At 66.1% G+C, this 16,338-nt stretch carries 19 protein-coding genes; 14 read left to right on the forward strand and 5 right to left on the reverse strand.

Features of this window, described 5'->3' with window-relative positions; genetic code table 11:
- Nucleotides 1–14 precede the first annotated feature (14 nt).
- Together LG306_RS10725 and LG306_RS10730 are read right to left on the reverse strand one after the other, a co-directional pair.
- Nucleotides 15–752: an arginyltransferase gene (locus LG306_RS10725; protein WP_404414322.1), complete on the reverse strand. Its 738-nt coding sequence runs from the start codon at nucleotides 750–752 to the stop codon at nucleotides 15–17.
- 114 nt (nucleotides 753–866) lie between these two features.
- On the reverse strand, nucleotides 867–1,757 hold the full coding sequence (locus LG306_RS10730) for a flagellar motor protein MotB (protein ID WP_045811177.1): 891 nt from the start codon (nucleotides 1,755–1,757) through the stop codon (nucleotides 867–869).
- A 116-nt stretch (nucleotides 1,758–1,873) separates the two neighbouring features.
- Here LG306_RS10730 and LG306_RS10735 point away from each other — a divergent pair, with 116 nt between their 5' ends.
- Nucleotides 1,874–2,734, forward strand: a complete 861-nt coding sequence (locus LG306_RS10735; RefSeq protein WP_404414324.1) for an NAD(P)-dependent oxidoreductase — start codon at nucleotides 1,874–1,876, stop codon at nucleotides 2,732–2,734.
- A gap of 3 nt (nucleotides 2,735–2,737) precedes the next feature.
- Here LG306_RS10735 and LG306_RS10740 read toward each other — a convergent pair whose 3' ends face one another.
- Nucleotides 2,738–3,229: a GNAT family N-acetyltransferase gene (locus LG306_RS10740; RefSeq protein ID WP_404414326.1), complete on the reverse strand. Its 492-nt coding sequence runs from the start codon at nucleotides 3,227–3,229 to the stop codon at nucleotides 2,738–2,740.
- Nucleotides 3,229–4,227 carry a porphobilinogen synthase gene (gene hemB, locus LG306_RS10745; RefSeq protein WP_404414328.1) on the reverse strand — a complete coding sequence of 333 codons (999 nt, stop codon included), beginning with the start codon at nucleotides 4,225–4,227 and terminating at the stop codon, nucleotides 3,229–3,231. The genes LG306_RS10740 and hemB overlap by 1 nt, the downstream gene beginning before the upstream one ends.
- A 112-nt stretch (nucleotides 4,228–4,339) precedes the next feature.
- On the opposite strand from hemB, the gene LG306_RS10750 reads away from it, so the two are divergent.
- From LG306_RS10750 to LG306_RS10810, 13 genes are all read left to right on the forward strand, one after another.
- Nucleotides 4,340–5,209: a class I SAM-dependent methyltransferase gene (locus tag LG306_RS10750; RefSeq protein WP_404414330.1), complete on the forward strand. Its 870-nt coding sequence runs from the start codon at nucleotides 4,340–4,342 to the stop codon at nucleotides 5,207–5,209.
- A gap of 131 nt (nucleotides 5,210–5,340) precedes the next feature.
- Entirely contained in the window at nucleotides 5,341–6,567 is a 1,227-nt protein-coding gene (gene hemA, locus LG306_RS10755) for a 5-aminolevulinate synthase (RefSeq protein WP_271041233.1), read from the forward strand.
- Nucleotides 6,564–6,749 carry a DUF6898 family protein gene (locus LG306_RS10760; RefSeq protein ID WP_404414332.1) on the forward strand — a complete coding sequence of 62 codons (186 nt, stop codon included), beginning with the start codon at nucleotides 6,564–6,566 and terminating at the stop codon, nucleotides 6,747–6,749. The genes hemA and LG306_RS10760 overlap by 4 nt, the downstream gene beginning before the upstream one ends.
- Before the next feature lie 69 nt (nucleotides 6,750–6,818).
- Nucleotides 6,819–8,102, forward strand: coding sequence for a serine hydroxymethyltransferase (gene glyA, locus LG306_RS10765; protein ID WP_404414334.1), 1,284 nt, complete (start codon nucleotides 6,819–6,821; stop codon nucleotides 8,100–8,102).
- Nucleotides 8,103–8,109: 7 nt separating this feature from the next.
- Nucleotides 8,110–8,580 (forward strand): transcriptional regulator NrdR, encoded by a 471-nt coding sequence (gene nrdR, locus LG306_RS10770; RefSeq protein WP_039245113.1) that lies wholly within the window; start codon nucleotides 8,110–8,112, stop codon nucleotides 8,578–8,580.
- On the forward strand, nucleotides 8,580–9,200 hold the full coding sequence (locus tag LG306_RS10775) for a RibD family protein (protein ID WP_404414337.1): 621 nt from the start codon (nucleotides 8,580–8,582) through the stop codon (nucleotides 9,198–9,200). The genes nrdR and LG306_RS10775 overlap by 1 nt, the downstream gene beginning before the upstream one ends.
- A gap of 67 nt (nucleotides 9,201–9,267) precedes the next feature.
- Nucleotides 9,268–9,870, forward strand: a complete 603-nt coding sequence (locus LG306_RS10780; protein WP_404414339.1) for a riboflavin synthase — start codon at nucleotides 9,268–9,270, stop codon at nucleotides 9,868–9,870.
- Nucleotides 9,870–11,006 carry a 3,4-dihydroxy-2-butanone-4-phosphate synthase gene (gene ribB / locus LG306_RS10785; protein WP_295165450.1) on the forward strand — a complete coding sequence of 379 codons (1,137 nt, stop codon included), beginning with the start codon at nucleotides 9,870–9,872 and terminating at the stop codon, nucleotides 11,004–11,006. Before LG306_RS10780 ends, ribB begins: the two co-directional genes overlap by 1 nt.
- A complete protein-coding gene (ribH, locus tag LG306_RS10790) occupies nucleotides 11,003–11,464 on the forward strand; it encodes a 6,7-dimethyl-8-ribityllumazine synthase (protein ID WP_017503913.1) in 462 nt (153 codons plus the stop codon). Before ribB ends, ribH begins: the two co-directional genes overlap by 4 nt.
- On the forward strand, nucleotides 11,461–11,985 hold the full coding sequence (gene nusB, locus LG306_RS10795) for a transcription antitermination factor NusB (RefSeq protein ID WP_404414342.1): 525 nt from the start codon (nucleotides 11,461–11,463) through the stop codon (nucleotides 11,983–11,985). Before ribH ends, nusB begins: the two co-directional genes overlap by 4 nt.
- Nucleotides 11,985–12,974 (forward strand): thiamine-phosphate kinase, encoded by a 990-nt coding sequence (gene thiL / locus LG306_RS10800; RefSeq protein WP_404414344.1) that lies wholly within the window; start codon nucleotides 11,985–11,987, stop codon nucleotides 12,972–12,974. Before nusB ends, thiL begins: the two co-directional genes overlap by 1 nt.
- Nucleotides 12,975–13,016: 42 nt before the next feature.
- On the forward strand, nucleotides 13,017–13,448 hold the full coding sequence (locus tag LG306_RS10805) for a hypothetical protein (protein ID WP_404414346.1): 432 nt from the start codon (nucleotides 13,017–13,019) through the stop codon (nucleotides 13,446–13,448).
- Between the two features lie 177 nt (nucleotides 13,449–13,625).
- A complete protein-coding gene (locus LG306_RS10810) occupies nucleotides 13,626–15,773 on the forward strand; it encodes a sodium-translocating pyrophosphatase (protein ID WP_404414348.1) in 2,148 nt (715 codons plus the stop codon).
- Between the two features lie 77 nt (nucleotides 15,774–15,850).
- Here the strand turns inward: LG306_RS10810 and LG306_RS10815 are convergent, their stop codons facing one another.
- Nucleotides 15,851–16,330 carry an outer membrane protein assembly factor BamE gene (locus LG306_RS10815; protein ID WP_017503908.1) on the reverse strand — a complete coding sequence of 160 codons (480 nt, stop codon included), beginning with the start codon at nucleotides 16,328–16,330 and terminating at the stop codon, nucleotides 15,851–15,853.
- Nucleotides 16,331–16,338: the final 8 nt, after the last annotated feature.

The following is a 16,338-nucleotide window of genomic DNA, read 5'->3' on the forward strand; positions in this document are numbered from 1 at the left end:
CGGCTGGGAGCCGCCTATTCCGCTCGCCGTGACCAGCCCAGCTTGCCGAGAACTTCCATCGGGCGGAAGTCGGCCTTGTAATCCATCTTGGCCGAGCCCTGGACCCAATAGCCGAGATAGACAAAAGGCAGACCGACGATGGCGGCCTGGCGCACGTGATCCAGGATGGCGAACCGGCCCAGGCTGCGTCGCTCCATCGTCGGATCATAGAAGCTGTAAACCATCGACAGACCGTCTTTCAGCAGGTCAGTCAGGGTCACGGCGACCAGATCGCCCGGTCCGCCATCGGTGGAGGGCAGACGGTATTCGATCAGATGGGTTCGCACGGCGGTATCCTCGACCATGGCGACATAATCCAGCCAACCCATGTCGCTCATGCCGCCGGTCGGATGGCGCGTGGTCAGATAGCGGCGCAGAAGCTGAAACTGTTCGGTCGTCGCCTCCGCTTCGACCAGGTCGCGCGACAGGTCGGCGTTGCGGGCCAGCACCTTGCGCTGCGAACGGCTGAACGTGAACTCCGGCACCGGCAGTCGCACCGAAACGCAGGCGTCGCAGGCCTCACAGGCCGGGCGATAGGCGATGTTCTGGCTGCGGCGAAAACCGGCCAGAGTCAGTTCGTCATTGACGTGCGCGCCGTCCGAGAAGGGGAGGTTGGCGAAGACCTTCCGCTCCGTCTTGCCCGGCAGATAGGGGCAGGGCGCGACCGAGGTCATGAAGAAGCGAAGCTGTCGGGTCGGTACGTGCTGGGTCACGGCCTCAGGTCCGCATCCGATCTTGCCAATATTGCGACGACGCAACGCTCATCGCGCGATTTGGCGTCATCCGTGCTCCGGCTGCAAGCCTGTTCGCGTTGCAGCCGAGCCGCGTCACAGCGAGGTGTCCGACGGCAGGACCGGCGCCTCGCGCAAGAGGACGATGGCGATGCGACGGTTGCCGGCCAGGGTCGGATCGTCCGGATAGAGCGGGTCGGACCCCGCCTTGCCCGCCACAGAATAGACCCGGTCGGGATCGACGCCCGAACCTTGCAGCACCAGACGCGAGCCATTGGCGCGCTCAGACGACAGGCTCCAGTCGGCAGGGGCGCTGGCGCGGCTGGAGCCGGGCGCGGCGCTGGTGTGTCCGGTGATGGAGATTCGGTTCGGCAACTGGTTGATCACCTTGGCCACGGCGCGCAGCAGCACCTGGGCGCGGGCATTGGGTCGGGCCGAGTTGTTGTCGAACATCGACCGGCCTTCCTGATCGACCAGCTGGATGCGCAGTCCCTCGGGCGTCTGGTCCACGATCAGCTGTTTCGACAGTTCGGCCAACTCCGGCATCGACTGCATGGCCTGACGCAGCGATTCGGCGGCGCTGGCGAACTCGGCGGCCTCGCGCTTCTGGATCTCGGCCTGAAGGGCGGCGTCGCTGGCGGACGATAGGCTGGAGCCCGTCTGATCGGTCGCGGGCGCCTCGGGCGCCAGTTCTTCCAGCACGGACTGCGAGCCGGCGCTCTTGACGCCATCGTCGCCCAGCGATGTGCCGCCCAGAATGCCGCCGGAACCCGACGTCGTCTCGGACACGCTGGCGGGCGCGAAATATTCGGCGATGCCGCGCTTCTGCTCCGGGTCGGTGGTGTTGATCAGCCACATCAGCAGGAAGAAGGCCATCATGGCGGTCACGAAGTCCGCATAGGCCACCTTCCAAGCACCGCCGTGGTGGCCTCCGCCGGAGACCTTCTTGACCTTCTTGATGAGGATCGGACGATCGCTCACGGACATGGACGCGCACCCCGACGAATGGTGTCCCATTGTGGGCTGGCCAAGGTTAACCGGGCGTTGACCTTGAACCCCGGCGCGGCGCGGCCTAGTCCGACGGCAGGATCAAGGAGCCTGTCATGAAGATCGCATTCGCCGGCCTGGGCGTCATGGGCGCCCCGATGGCCCGTCATCTGGTCGAGGCGGGCCACGACGTGACCGGATTCAATCGCACTGTCTCAAAAGCCGAGGCCTGGGCGGCGGCGACGGGCGGCAAGGCGGCGGCGACGGTGGCTGAGGCGGCGCGGGGCGTCGACCTGTTCATCCTGTGCGTAGGCAATGACGACGACGTGCGGGCCGTCGTGACCGAGGCCTTGCCGCATCTGTCGGAGGCCGCCGTGATCGTCGATCACACCACGACCTCGGCCAAGGTGGCGCGCGAAATGGCTGAACTGGCGAACGGGCAGGGGCGGTCGTTCATCGACGCGCCGGTGTCGGGCGGTCAGGCGGGCGCCGAGAACGGACAACTCAGCGTCATGGCCGGCGGGGATGCCGCCGCCCTGGCGAAGGTCGAGCCCGTGCTGAAGGCCTATTCCAAGGCCATCAAGCATATGGGACCGGCCGGCTCGGGCCAGCTGACCAAGATGGTCAACCAGATCGCCATCGCCGGCGTCGTCCAGGGTCTGGCCGAGGCGGTCCACTTCGCCCAGGTCGCGGGACTGGACACCGACGCCGCCTATGAGGCCGTGTCCAAGGGCGCCGCGCAAAGCTGGCAGATGGACAATCGCTGGAAGACGGCGGCCAAGGGCGAGTTCGACTTCGGCTTCGCCGTAGACTGGATGCGCAAGGACCTGGGGCTGGTGCTGGACGAGGCGCGCTCGAACGGCGCGCGCCTGTCCCTGACGGCCCTGGTCGATCAGTTCTACGCCGAGGTTCAGGCCATGGGCGGAAACCGCTGGGACACCTCCAGCCTGGCGGCGCGACTGCAACCCCGTGACTGAAGCCTAAAGCCGGCGGTGCATGGTGTGCAGGCCGACCGGGCCGTGCGTCGGGTGATTGAACGCCTCGGGAACCGTGCCCACGATCTCGAAGCCCAGCTTCTTCCACAGCGCCACGGCGATGGTGTTGGTCTCGACCACGGCGTTGAACTGCATGGACCGGAAGCCCGCATCCCGCGCAAAAGCCAGCGCGGCTTCGCCCAAACTGCGGGCCACGCCGCGCCCGCGCGCCTCGGGCGCGACCATGAAGCTGCCGTTGGCGACGTGGGCGCCGTTGCCCTGCTGGTTCGGGATGATCTTGGCGGCGCCCAGCACCTGACCGTCCTCGACCGCGACTAGGGTTCCGCCCGGCAAGGGCGGCGTCCACAGCACGCGCGCCTGCGCCTCGTCCATGTCCATCGGATAGGTATAGGTCTCGCCCGCGCGGGTGACGGTCTCGATGATCGGCCACAGGCCCGGCCAGTCGGCCGCCATGATCGGCCGGATTTCCACGCCCATCAGCCCAACAGCCGTGCGGCCTGCGGTGCGAAATAGGTCAGCACGCCCACGCAACCCGCCCGCTTGAACCCGTGCAGAGTCTCAAGGATCGCACGGTCCTGATCCAGCCAGCGATTGGCGATGGACGCCTGCATCATCGAATATTCGCCCGACACCTGATAGGCGAAAGTCGGCACGCGGAAGGTCTCGGACACGCGGCGAACGATATCCAGATAGGGCATGCCCGGCTTGACCATCACCGCATCGGCGCCTTCCGACAGGTCCATCGCCACCTCCTTCAGAGCCTCGTCGGAGTTGGCGTAATCCATCTGATAGGTCTTCTTGTCGCCCTTCAGCATCGCCGAGGAGCCCACCGCGTCGCGATAGGGGCCATAAAAGGCCGAGGCGAACTTGGCGGCGTAGGACAGGATCAGCGTGTCCTGAAATCCGTTGGCCTCCAGCGCCTCACGCACCGCCTGGATGCGGCCATCCATCATGTCCGACGGGGCCACGACATCGGCGCCGGCGTGGGCGTGGATGAAGGCCTGTTCGGCCAGACGGTCCAGCGAGGCGTCGTTGGCGATCCGGTCGCCCTCCATCACCCCGTCGTGGCCGTGGTCGGTGTAGCAGTCCAGGGCGACGTCGGTCATGACGCCGATCTCGGGCGCGGCGTCCTTGATCGCCTTGATGCAGTCGGGGATCAGGCCGTCGGCGTCGGTCGCGCCGGTGCCGACCGCATCCTTGATCGCGCCGTCGACATTGGGGAACAGGGCCACCATCGGAATGCCGAGGTCGCGCGCCTCGACAGCCGCCGCCGCCGCCGCCTTTGGGGAAAGCCGAAACACGCCGGGCATGGAGGCGACCGGGACGCGATCCTCAGCGCCGTCATGGACGATCAACGGCCAGATCAGATCGGCCGGCGTCAGGGTCGTTTCCGCCACCAACCGCCGCACCCACGGGCTGGACCGCAGGCGGCGCGGACGGGCGAGCGGGAAGGGGGCGGGCTGATAGGGAAGCATGGCGAGACCTTGGAAAATCCAGCGTCGGACTAGCGCCGCAACGACCGTGGCGCAAATCGCGTGATGCGTCGGATCGTTTCGTGCGTGATGACGGCTTGCGCGGATCGGCGAAATGCGAGCCTATCGCGACAATTCGATGGAGACGATGATGATCGAGAAATTGGCGGCGGGTGCAACGGCCCTGGTTCTGGCGGCAGGTCTGTCCGGCTGCATCATCATCGACTCTGACGGCGGAGAGCGGACCGTCGTCAGCCCGGCTTCGGATTATGCATTGATGGTCGATCAAGCAGCGGCCGACGCGCAGCCGGCGGGCTATTCCAGTCTCTATGCCGATGCTGTCGCCGATCCCAAGCGTCCGGCCGAAGAGGTCGCGCGTGATCCGCTGCGCCATCCGGCCGAGATTCTCGCCTTCGCCCAACTCGAGCCGGGCGACAAGGTCGCCGACATTCGCCCCGGCGCCGGCTATTTCACGCGCTTGTTTTCCGACGTGGTCGGCCCGACCGGCCGGGTCTACGCCTTCGTGCCCGAGCGAACGATGGCGCGCGAGAACGCCGGGGCCGATGCGCTTGTCGCGGCCTATTCGAACGTGACGCGCGTCAATGGCCTGCTGGACTCCATGGCCTTCGCCGAGCCGTTGGACATGATCTTCATGAGCCAGGAATACCACGACTTCCACATCCCCGGCTTCAACACCGACGTGGCCAAGATGAACGCGGCGGTGTTCGCGGCGCTGAAGCCCGGCGGCCGCTACATCCTGATCGACCATGAGGCGGCGCCCGGCACGGGCATCTCGGCGGTCCAGACCCTGCACCGCATCGAAGGCGACTATCTGAAGCGCGAGGTCGAGGCGGCCGGCTTCGTCTTCGAGGGTGAGAGCCAGGCCGTCGCCAATCCCGCAGACGACCACAGCCTGAACGTCTTCGACGAGAAGATCCGCGGCAAGACGGACCAGTTCGTCTATCGCTTCCGAAAGCCGGGCTGATCGATCTCGATACTGAGAACCGTTATCAATTAAGGGTTTGGGGCGTTTTGTCCATGCGGCGGACATGGACAAGGCCGCTTCGGGAGAGCAAACAACGCAAAGACATCGCCATAAGCGAAAGAACGCGTAGTTTGTTCGACTATAAGGCCGCCTTTAATAGCTCCGTGGAGCAGGTTCGCAGCGAAGGACGCTATCGCGTCTTCGCCGATCTGAAGCGCGTGCGCGGCCAGTTTCCGCAGGCTGTGCGTCGCCGCGAGGATGGCTCCGAGCAGGACGTCGTCATCTGGTGCTCGAACGACTATCTCGGCATGGGCCAGCACCCGGTCGTGCTGGACGCCATGCATAACGAGATCGATGCGGTAGGCGCCGGCGCCGGCGGCACGCGCAACATCTCGGGCACCACGCGGTCGGCCGTCGATCTCGAAGCGGAGCTGGCCCACTGGCACCAGAAGGAAGCGGCGCTGCTGTTCACCTCGGGCTATGTCGGCAACGAGGCGACGCTGTCGACCCTGCAAAAGATCCTGCCGGGCCTGATCACCTTCTCCGATTCGCTGAACCATGCCTCGATGATCGCCGGCATCCGCCATGGCGGCGGCGAGCGTCACGTCTTCATGCACAACGATCTGGCGCATCTGGAGGCCCTGCTGGCGGCGGCGCCGGCCGATGCGCCCAAGCTGATCGCGTTCGAGAGCGTCTACTCGATGGACGGCGACATCGCCGATCTGGCCGGCACGATCGCCCTGGCGAAAAAATACGGCGCCCTGACCTATCTGGACGAGGTCCATGCGGTAGGCCTGTATGGCGAAACCGGCGCGGGCGTCGCCGAGCGCGACGGCGTGCTGGACCAGATCGATATCATCGAATGCACCTTGGGCAAGGCGATTGGCGTGATGGGCGGCTATATCGCCGCCGACGCCATGATCATCGATGCGGTGCGCAGCTGGGCCTCGGGCTTCATCTTCACCACTTCGCTGCCGCCGGCCCTGACCGCCGGCGCCTTGGCTTCCGTTCGTCACCTGAAGGCCCACCCCGAACTGCGCGTCCAGCATCAGGAACGCGCCGCGACGCTCAAGGCCCGCTTCGCCGCCGCCGGCATCCCGGTGATGGAAAGCGAGAGCCATATCGTCCCGGTGCACGTCGGTGATCCGGTCCACTGCAAGATGATCTCGGACATGCTGTTGGACGAGTACGGCGTCTATGTTCAGCCGATCAACTATCCGACCGTGCCCAAGGGGACCGAGCGCCTGCGCTTCACGCCGTCGCCGAACCACACCGACGCCATGATGGATCATCTGGTCCAGGCGATGGACAAGCTGTTCGCCCACTGCAACGTGGCGCGCCGACCCGTCGCCGCATGACGACGGACGACGACCTCGGAGAGGTCATCGTCGAATTCACCCGAAACGGCCCCTACCTCAAATGCTCGGCCATCCACGTTGCGACGGGCCGAGAGGTCAGCGCCATGGGGCCGGTCAGTGAACCCAAGTCCGTCGAGCGGGTGGCGATCGCCAAGCTGAGGCGGGCGTTGGGTAAAGGCTGACCACAAGATGTTGTGGTCGCGCGCGGCTGGGGATAGATAGGCCAGCTTCTGATTTCCGGGGATTCCAGCGTGACGGCCTTCACCCACGACGCCTATTTCACCAAGACGCTCGCTGACGCCGACACGGATGTCTTCAAGGGCATTCAGGGCGAGCTGGGCCGTCAACGCGAGCAGATCGAGCTGATCGCGTCCGAGAATATCGTGTCTCAGGCGGTGCTCGACGCGCAGGGTTCGGTCCTGACCAACAAATACGCGGAAGGCTATCCCGGTCGTCGCTATTACGGGGGCTGCGAGTTCGTCGACGTGACCGAGGATCTGGCGCGCGAGCGGGCAAAGCAACTGTTCGGCGCGGCCTTCGCCAACGTCCAGCCGCACTCGGGCGCCCAGGCGAACCAGGCGGTCTTCTTCACCCTGTTGCAACCCGGCGACACCTTCCTGGGCATGGATCTCGCCTGCGGCGGACACCTGACGCACGGTTCGCCGGCGAACCAGTCGGGCAAGTGGTTCCGCCCTGTGACTTACAAGGTCCGCGAAGACACCCATCTGATCGACTACGACCACGTCGCCGAAATGGCCGAGCGTGAGAAGCCCAAGCTGATCCTGGCCGGCGCCTCGGCCTATAGCCGCCATATCGACTTCAAGCGTTTCCGCGAGATCGCAGACAGCGTCGGCGCCTATCTGATGGTGGATATGGCCCACTACGCCGGCCTGATCGCCGGCGGCGCCTATCCTGATCCGGTCCCGCACGCCCACGTCGTGACCACGACGACGCACAAGACGCTGCGCGGTCCGCGCGGCGGCATGATCCTGTCCAACGACGTCGATCTGGGCAAGAAGATCAACTCGGCGGTCTTCCCGGGTCTGCAAGGCGGCCCGCTGGAACACGTCATCGCGGCCAAGGCCGTGGCCTTCGGCGAGGCGCTGAAGCCCGAATTCAAGGGCTATGCCCAACAGGTGGTCAAGAACGCCCAGGCCCTGTCCGGCGTTCTGATCGAGCGCGGCCTGGCCATCGTCTCGGGCGGCACCGACAGCCACCTGGCGCTGGTCGACCTGCGGCCCAAGGGTGTGACCGGCAAGGCGACCGAGCACGAACTCGAAAAGGCGCTGATGACCTGCAACAAGAACGGCGTGCCGTTCGACACCGCCCCGTTCACCGTCACCTCGGGCGTCCGCCTGGGCACGCCGGCCGGCACCACGCGCGGCTTCGGCGAGGAAGAGTTCAAGCAGATCGGTCACTGGATCGCCGACGTCGTCTCGTCGATGAATGGCGGCGACGAAGCTGATCCGGCCGTGGTCGCGGGCGTCGCGGCCCAGGTGCGAGAGTTGACGCACCGCTTCCCGATCTACGGATAAGCGCCTGATGAAGTGCCCTTTTTGCGGTCATCAGGACACTCAGGTGAAAGACAGCCGGCCGTCGGACGACGGCTCGGCCATTCGTCGTCGCCGGTCCTGCCCGAACTGCAACGGGCGCTTCACGACGTTCGAACGCGTGCAACTGCGTGAGCTGGTCATCCTGAAACGCAATGGACGGCGCACGCCCTTCGATCGCGACAAGCTGGAACGCTCGCTGGGCGTGGCCCTGCGTAAACGCCCGGTCCAGGCCGATCAGGTCGAGCAGATGGTCAACCGGATCGTCCGCCAGCTGGAAAGCCTGGGCGAGACCGAAATCCCGTCCAGCACGGTCGGCGACTTCATCATGAAAGCGCTGAAGGGCGTGGATGAGGTGGCCTATGTCCGCTACGCCTCGGTGTACAAGGATTTCCGCCACACCGGCGACTTCGCCAAATTCCTGGGCGACGAAGGGTTCGACGAACCGTCCGGCAAGGCCTGATGCGGGTCACGCTGAAACTGGCGACCTCCCTGGACGGGCGGATCGCCACGGCCTCAGGTGAAAGCCAGTGGATCACCGGCGAGGCGGCGCGGCTGGAGGGTCACCGCCTGCGCGCGGGGCATGACGCCATCCTGGTCGGTGTCGAGACGGTTCTGCACGACGATCCCGAACTGACCGCCCGCCTGCCGGGCCGCAGCGTGGATCAGCCGCTTCGTGTCGTGCTGGACAGCCGGCTACGCACGCCGCAGGCGGCGAAGGTCGCCGGCGAAAACACCCTGATCCTGACCGCCGCAGAGCCGAGCAATATCGGCGGCGCCAAGGTGGTGCAGGTCGCCGCCGAGGATGGTCGTCCGACCATCCCGGCCGTGCTTAAAGCCCTGGAAGCCGCCGGCGCAACATCGCTTCTGATCGAAGGCGGGGGCCAGGTCGCGGCCTCTTTCCTGCGCGCTAACGCCGTCGATGCGCTGGAATGGTTTCGCGCCCCGATCCTGCTGGGCGGGGAGGGGCGGCCCTGCATCGCCGCTCTGGCTCTTGCAAAGCTGGCCGACGCTCCCAAGTTCCGTCGCCTGGGCGTCGCGCCCCTCGGAGACGATCTGTGGGAACGCTACGTCCGTCTCTGACGCCGTCGCGATTAGACGATTAGACGAATTAGACGGTATTTTTCTCCCAAGGGGGTCCAGAGTCCAAATGTTCACCGGCATCGTCACCGACATCGGCCGCGTCCGCGAGGTCCGCGAGACCGATCGCGACCGCCGTTACGAGATCGAGACTGCCTGGAACACCGACGGCATCGACCTGGGCGCCTCCATCAGCCACGCGGGCTGCTGCCTGACGGTGACCGAAAAGGGCCACGATGCACGGGGGGGCTGGTTCGCCGTCGAGGTATCGAACGAGACCCTGTCCAAGACAACCCTGGGCGGCTGGAAGACCGGCGACGGCGTCAATCTGGAGCGGGCCGCCAAGCTGGGCGACGAGATGGGCGGCCATGTCGTGTCCGGCCACGTCGACGGTCTTGGCCGGGTGGTTTCGATAACGCCCGAAGGCGGATCGCACCGGATCGAGGTCGAGGCTCCCGCGCCTCTGCATCGCTATATCGCCGCCAAGGGGTCGATCACCGTGGACGGCGTGTCTTTGACCGTAAACGCCGTTCAGGGTCAGGTCTTCTCGCTGAACATCATCCCGCACACCTGGGACGTGACGACCCTGGGCCGCTTGAAAGTGGGCGATCTGGTCAATCTCGAGATCGACATGCTGGCGCGATACCTCGCGCGGTGGCAGGAGACCGCTTGATGCAAGCCCAGGCCGCCAACATGAACGACAGCCCCATCAGTCCCATCGAGGACATTCTGGAAGACGCCCGCAACGGCCGTCCCTACATCCTGGTGGACGCCGAGGATCGCGAGAACGAAGGGGACATCATCATCCCCGCCCAGTTTGCGACGCCGGACCAGATCAACTTCATGATCCGCCAGGCGCGCGGGCTGGTGTGCCTGGCCCTGACCGCCGAGCGCGCCCAGCAACTGCGCCTGCCGCCCATGGCCGCCGACAACCGCGAGAGCATGAAGACCGCCTTCACCGTCTCGATCGAGGCCAAGGACGGCGTCACGACCGGCATCTCGGCCGCCGACCGCTCGCGCACGATCCACGTGGCGACCGACGCGTCCAAGGGCATGGACGACATTGTCTCGCCGGGACACATCTTCCCGCTAGTCGCGCGCGACGGCGGCGTTCTGGTCCGCGCCGGCCACACCGAGGCGGCGGTGGACATCAGCCGCATGGCCGGCCTGACGCCCGCCGGTGTGATCTGCGAGATCATCAAGGACGACGGCGAGATGGCGCGGATGCCCGATCTGGTCGCCTTCGCCCAGCTTCACGGGCTGAAGATCGGCACCATCGCCGACCTGATCGCCTATCGCCGCCGCACCGAACGCTTCGTCGAGCGGATCATGGACACGCCGTTCGAGAGCGTCCACGGCGGCCCGTTCCGCCTGATGCTGTACAAGAACACCATTGAGGGCGCCGAGCATGTGGCCCTGGTCAAGGGGCGCATCGATCCGGCCAAGCCGACGCTGGTGCGGATGCACCAGGTGGACTTCGCTTGCGACCTGCTGGGGCACGTCGAAGCACGCCAGGACTATGTGCCCAGCGCCCTGAAACAGATCACCGACCATGACGGACCCGGCGTCGTCGTCTTCCTGCGCGACCCGTCGCTGAACTCGCTGGCCGAACGGCTGGCGGGCGCGGACAAGCCGGCGGCGATGGATCGATCGCTGCGCGCCTATGGCGTGGGGGCCCAGATCCTGCTGGACCTGGGTGTCAGGGATATGATCGTGATGAGTTCGACGCGACCCGAACCGACGGCGCTGGAAGGCTACGGCCTGCGCATCGTCGGCTGGCGTGACATGGATGGAGAAACAAAGGCGTGACCGAAGCCCCCCGTATTCTGATCGTCGAGGCGCGCTTCTACGACGACCTGGCCGACGCCCTGCTGGAAGGGGCCAAAGAGACGCTGAAGGCGCGCGGCGCCGACTTCGACGTCATCACCGTGCCGGGCGCGCTGGAGGTGCCGCCGGCCATCGCCTTGGCCGAGGAGGCCGGCCGCTTCCCGACCGCGCCCCGCTATGACGGCTATGTCGCTCTGGGCACGGTCATCCGTGGCGAAACCTATCATTTCGAGATCGTCTCCGATCAGTCGGCGGCCGGCATCATGGCGCTGGGCGTCAAGGGCGTCATCATCGGCAACGGCATCCTGACGACCGAGGACGAAGACCAGGCCTGGTATCGGGCCCGTCTTTCGGAAGGGGATAAGGGCGGCGGCGCGGCCAAGGCGTGCCTGGACCTCATTGCATTGAAGAAGCGGTTGCGTCATGGCGTCGGCGCATGACTGAACCGAACAGCGTCAAAGCCGTCCTCGAACAACTCGCCGAAGCCGAAAAGCAGCGCGCCGAGCCCAATCTGAGCTCCAAACAGCGTCGCGCCCGCACCGTGTCGCGTCTCGCCGCCGTCCAGGCCCTGTATCAGATGGAACTGGCGGGCGAGGGCGTGGAGACGGTGATCACCGAATTCTCCAACTTCCGTTTCGACACGGACATCGAGGGCGAGGCCCTGGCTGAGGCCGACGAGGCCTATTTCGCCGACATCGTGCGCGGCGTGATCGAAAGCCAGCGCGACATCGACACGGCCATCAAGGCCCGCCTGGCCTCCAACTGGAAGCTGGAGCGGATCGACGCCACGCTACGCGCCTTGCTGCGTTCGGGCGCCTGGGAGCTGATCAAGCATCCCGAGACGCCGCGCGAGGTCGTTATCGACGAATATGTCGAACTGGCCAAGGCCTTCTTCGACGACGCCGAGGCGCGCTTCGTCAACGCGGCGCTGGACGGCGTGGCCAAAGACACCCGCAAATAATGCCGGCGCTCGACGTCGCGGGCGAGTTCGAGACGATCGAGCGGCTGTTCAAGCCCCTGGCCCATCACGAGTGGGGAAGAGGGCTGGCCGACGATGTGGCGGCGCTGCCCTCACGCCCCGGATATGACCTCGTCCTGACCAAGGACGTGATCGTCGAGGGCGTGCATTTTCTGCCTGACGATCCGCTGGACACGGTCGCCAGGAAGCTGCTGCGTGTGAACCTGTCGGACCTTGCCGCCAAGGGCGCTGAGCCGTTCGGCTATCTGCTGGCGTGCTTCTGGTCGGAACGCTGCGGCTGGCCCGAGCGCGAGGCCTTTGCGGCCGGGCTGGCCGAAGATCAGGCTCGGTTCGGCGTTCATCTGCTCGGCGGGGACACGGTCAAGACTCCTGGCCCGCTGTCCTTCTCTCTGACGGCCTTGGGGTGGGCGCCGACGGGCAAAGCCATTTCTCGCGCCGGCGCGCAGGTCGGCGACCTCGTCTTCGTCACTGGCGTCATCGGGGACGGGCTTCTGGGGCTCAAGGCGGCACAAGGACATCTGGCTCTGGCGCCCGAGCGGATGGAGGCCTTGGTCAGCCACTACCGGATGCCGACGCCACGCAGCGACTTCGCCGACATCGTGCGCGAGTTCGCTACAGCATCCGTCGATGTGTCGGACGGCCTGGCTGCCGACCTGGCCCATATCGCGCAGGCCAGCAGGATCGGCGTATCGCTCAATCTGAACGTCCTTCCGCTGTCCGCGCCGGCCCAGGCCTGGTTCGACGACCGGGTCGATCCGCAGTTGTCGCTGGAAGATCTGGCCAGCGGCGGCGACGACTATGAGATCGCCTTCACCGCCCATCCGCGCCACGAAGAGGCCCTGCGGCGCGAGGCCGAGCGCCGTCTGGTTCGCCTGACCCGCGTCGGCGAAGTCACCGCCGGTCAGGGCCTGACGGTCCTTTACGACGGTCAGCCCGTGCCGATGGCCAGAAACGGCTGGACTCACGGCTGACGCGGCAAGGGAATCCTAACGCCCGTCCGGCAGGATGTCGTCATGGACCGTAGAACCCTGATCGCCGCCGGAACCGCCGCCCTGACTGGCGCCGCCGCCAGTCGCGCCGCCGCCTCCGGCAACGACACGGAGTCTGCGCCTGCGGCCCTGAGCATCGCGGGCCTCGGCTTGCCCGTCATCGAGGGCGGGCGTTTGCGGAACTACGTGTTCGTCGCCCTCAGGCTCGAACTGGGCGCCGGCAAGACCGTCGAGCAGATGAAGGCCAAGGAGGCCTTCTTCCGCGACGCCGTCGTCCGCGCGGCCCACAAGACCCCTTTCACCGTGCCGGGCGACTGGACGCGGCTGGACGAGCGGGCCCTGTCCGCGTCGCTGGTGGCGGCGTCTGCGGCGATCTCGGGTCGCGGCTCCGTCCGGCGTGTCGTCGTCGTCAGCCAGTCGCCGCGTCGCCGAACGGGCATGCAGGCCGCGCGCTGAACGGGCTGACCGACCGCTGTTGCGTGACTCCGCCTGCCATGACAGGCTCCCTTGGCAAATCCCAAAGAACGCACTGACGCGTTCGCCGCGTGCGGGGGGACCGGAAGGCGGACAGAGGCGATAACGCCCGACCGCGCCAAGGCCTGCGCGCCTGTTTGCAAGGGCATGGAAACGCCAATGACGAACTCACTTACGCTGGTCTTCGCGGCCGGTGTGCTGGCGGTGCTGTATGGCGCCGCGCAGACCGCCGTGCTGATGAAGGCGAGCACTGGCAACGACAAGATGCGAGAGATCGCCGCCGCGATCCAGGAAGGCGCCTCCGCCTATTTGAAGCGGCAATATCTGACCATCGGCATCGTCGGGATCGTGATCCTGATCGCCGCCTACTTCCTGATCGGAGTCTATGCCGCCGTCGGCTTCCTGATCGGCGCCGTGCTGTCCGGCGCGGCCGGTTATGCCGGGATGCTGATCTCGGTGCGAGCCAATGTGCGCACGGCGCAGGCGGCGTCCGAAAGCCTGTCCAAGGGCTTGAACCTGGCGTTCCGCTCGGGCGCCATCACCGGCATGTTCGTGGCGGGCGGCGCCCTGATCGGGGTGTCAGGCTACTACATCGTGCTGACCCAGCATCTGGGCTTGCCCTCGACAGGCCGCGAAGTGATCGACGGGCTGGTGGCGCTGGGGTTCGGCGCCTCGCTGATCTCGATCTTCGCGCGACTGGGCGGCGGCATCTTCACCAAGGGCGCCGACGTCGGCGGCGACATGGTGGGCAAGGTCGAAGCGGGTATTCCCGAGGACGATCCTCGCAACGCCGCGACCATCGCCGACAATGTGGGCGACAACGTCGGCGACTGCGCCGGCATGGCGGCCGACCTGTTCGAGACCTATGCCGTGACGACTGTTGCGACCATGGTGCTGGCCGCGATCTTCTTCAGGGGCCAGCCCTATGTGGATTTGATGATGGTGCTGCCGCTGGCGATTTGCGCGGTGTGCATTGTGACCTCCATCATCGGCAGCTTCTTCGTGCGGTTGGGCAGATCCAACAACATCATGGGCGCCCTCTATCAGGGGCTTATCGTCACCGGCGTCCTGTCCATCGGCGCGGTCTGGTGGGTGATCGACCAGATGGTGACGGGGCCGATCGTGACGGCCAGCGGTCTCGAAATCCAGCCGATGGCGCTGTTCTGGTCCGGCATGGTTGGTCTGGCGGTAACGGCGGCGATCGTGGTCGTGACCGAATATTATACCGGATCGGGCTTCCGTCCGGTGCGATCGGTGGCCAACGCGTCGGTGTCCGGGCACGGCACCAATGTCATTCAAGGCCTGGCGCTCTCGCTGGAGGCGACGGCGCTGCCGGCGCTGACGATCATCGTCGGCATCGTGGCCAGCTTCCAACTGGCCGGCCTGTTCGGCATAGCCATCGCCACCACGACCATGCTGGGCGTGGCGGGAATGATCGTGGCGCTGGACGCGTTTGGCCCCGTGACCGACAACGCCGGCGGCATCGCCGAGATGGCGGGTCTGCCCAGCGACGTGCGGCATTCGACGGATGCTCTGGACGCCGTGGGCAACACGACCAAGGCTGTGACCAAGGGCTATGCCATTGGTTCGGCGGGCCTCGGCGCGCTGGTGCTGTTCGCCGCTTATACGTCAGATCTGCAGTATTTCTCGGCTAACCCGACGGACTACCCCTTCTTTGCGGGTATGGGAGAGATCGCCTTTGATCTGACCAATCCCTACGTCGTCGTCGGCCTGCTGTTCGGGGGGCTGCTGCCCTTCGTCTTCGGTGGGATGTCGATGATGGCGGTGGGACGGGCGGCCGAATCGGTCGTGGCGGAAGTGCGGCGCCAGTTCCGCGAGAACCCCGGCATCATGACCTATGAGGTGAAGCCGGAATACGGCCGGGCGGTTGACATCCTGACCAAGGCGGCGATCCGCGAGATGATTGTGCCGTCCCTGTTGCCGGTGCTGTCGCCGATCGTCCTCTTCATCGCGGTGCTGGGCATTTCGGACAAGGCGAATGCCTTTGCCGCGCTCGGCGCCATGCTGATGGGGGTGATCGTCACCGGCCTGTTCGTCGCCATTTCGATGACTTCAGGCGGCGGCGCCTGGGACAACGCCAAGAAGGTCATCGAGGAAGGCTTCACCGACAAAAACGGCGTCGTCCACGGCAAGGGCTCGGAAGCCCACAAGGCGGCTGTGACCGGCGACACGGTCGGCGATCCCTACAAGGACACGTCCGGTCCGGCAGTGAACCCGATGATCAAGATCACCAACATCGTCGCACTGCTGCTGCTGGCGGTCCTGGCGAGCGGGACCATCGGCTAGGCTGAAACACGCAGCCATTACGAAAACGCCCCGGAGATCGCTCTCCGGGGCGCCTTGATTTTGGGGGAAGAGCCGCCTTAGTCGGGGCGGCGCTGGCCGGGCGTGTCATCTTCGGTGCGGGGCAGCTGGCCACGACCGACGTTGCCCAGGAGTTGTTCCAGAACGGTCAGCTCACGACCGCGCGTCGGCGTCTCGTTGCGGTTCATGGCGATCTGCTCGCCGTCCGTCAGGCCGAGAGTCCGCACCGACGCCACCTGATCGCCTTGCGGGACGAAGGTGATCTCGGTCACCGTGCGCGTCGACACCTTGGGCAGGTTGTAGGTGTATTTCTCGGTCGTCTGGCTGATGTAGTACCAGACCTGATCCGGCTCGAACGTCGAGGTGGTCGAAGGCGAGCCCAGTTTGGCGAGAACGGTTTCCTTGGTGTCCGTGCCGGCGACCACGTCCTGCGGCTTGGCGTCGATGGCCTGGAAGCCGTTAGAGCCGATGGTCGGGGCGCAGGCGGCGGACAGGCCGGCCAGCGAAACAGCGACGAAAAGCGGGACGAAACGGGACATGGTCGGGC

It is taken from the genome of Brevundimonas vesicularis (genome assembly GCF_044807075.1).
GTDB lineage: Bacteria > Pseudomonadota > Alphaproteobacteria > Caulobacterales > Caulobacteraceae > Brevundimonas > Brevundimonas vesicularis_G.

Bases quoted from the DNA above. Each gene is read 5' to 3' on its own strand.
- LG306_RS10730 (WP_045811177.1), bottom strand. From the start codon at position 1,757: ATGTCCGTGAGCGATCGTCCGATCCTCATCAAGAAGGTCAAGAAGGTC.
- LG306_RS10735 (WP_404414324.1), top strand. From the start codon at position 1,874: ATGAAGATCGCATTCGCCGGCCTGGGCGTCATGGGCGCCCCGATGGCC.
- LG306_RS10740 (WP_404414326.1), bottom strand. From the start codon at position 3,229: ATGGGCGTGGAAATCCGGCCGATCATGGCGGCCGACTGGCCGGGCCTG.
- hemB (WP_404414328.1), bottom strand. From the start codon at position 4,227: ATGCTTCCCTATCAGCCCGCCCCCTTCCCGCTCGCCCGTCCGCGCCGC.
- LG306_RS10750 (WP_404414330.1), top strand. From the start codon at position 4,340: ATGCGAGCCTATCGCGACAATTCGATGGAGACGATGATGATCGAGAAA.
- LG306_RS10760 (WP_404414332.1), top strand. From the start codon at position 6,564: ATGACGACGGACGACGACCTCGGAGAGGTCATCGTCGAATTCACCCGA.
- nrdR (WP_039245113.1), top strand. From the start codon at position 8,110: ATGAAGTGCCCTTTTTGCGGTCATCAGGACACTCAGGTGAAAGACAGC.
- LG306_RS10775 (WP_404414337.1), top strand. From the start codon at position 8,580: ATGCGGGTCACGCTGAAACTGGCGACCTCCCTGGACGGGCGGATCGCC.
- LG306_RS10780 (WP_404414339.1), top strand. From the start codon at position 9,268: ATGTTCACCGGCATCGTCACCGACATCGGCCGCGTCCGCGAGGTCCGC.
- ribB (WP_295165450.1), top strand. From the start codon at position 9,870: ATGCAAGCCCAGGCCGCCAACATGAACGACAGCCCCATCAGTCCCATC.
- nusB (WP_404414342.1), top strand. From the start codon at position 11,461: ATGACTGAACCGAACAGCGTCAAAGCCGTCCTCGAACAACTCGCCGAA.
- thiL (WP_404414344.1), top strand. From the start codon at position 11,985: ATGCCGGCGCTCGACGTCGCGGGCGAGTTCGAGACGATCGAGCGGCTG.
- LG306_RS10805 (WP_404414346.1), top strand. From the start codon at position 13,017: ATGGACCGTAGAACCCTGATCGCCGCCGGAACCGCCGCCCTGACTGGC.
- LG306_RS10810 (WP_404414348.1), top strand. From the start codon at position 13,626: ATGACGAACTCACTTACGCTGGTCTTCGCGGCCGGTGTGCTGGCGGTG.
- LG306_RS10815 (WP_017503908.1), bottom strand. From the start codon at position 16,330: ATGTCCCGTTTCGTCCCGCTTTTCGTCGCTGTTTCGCTGGCCGGCCTG.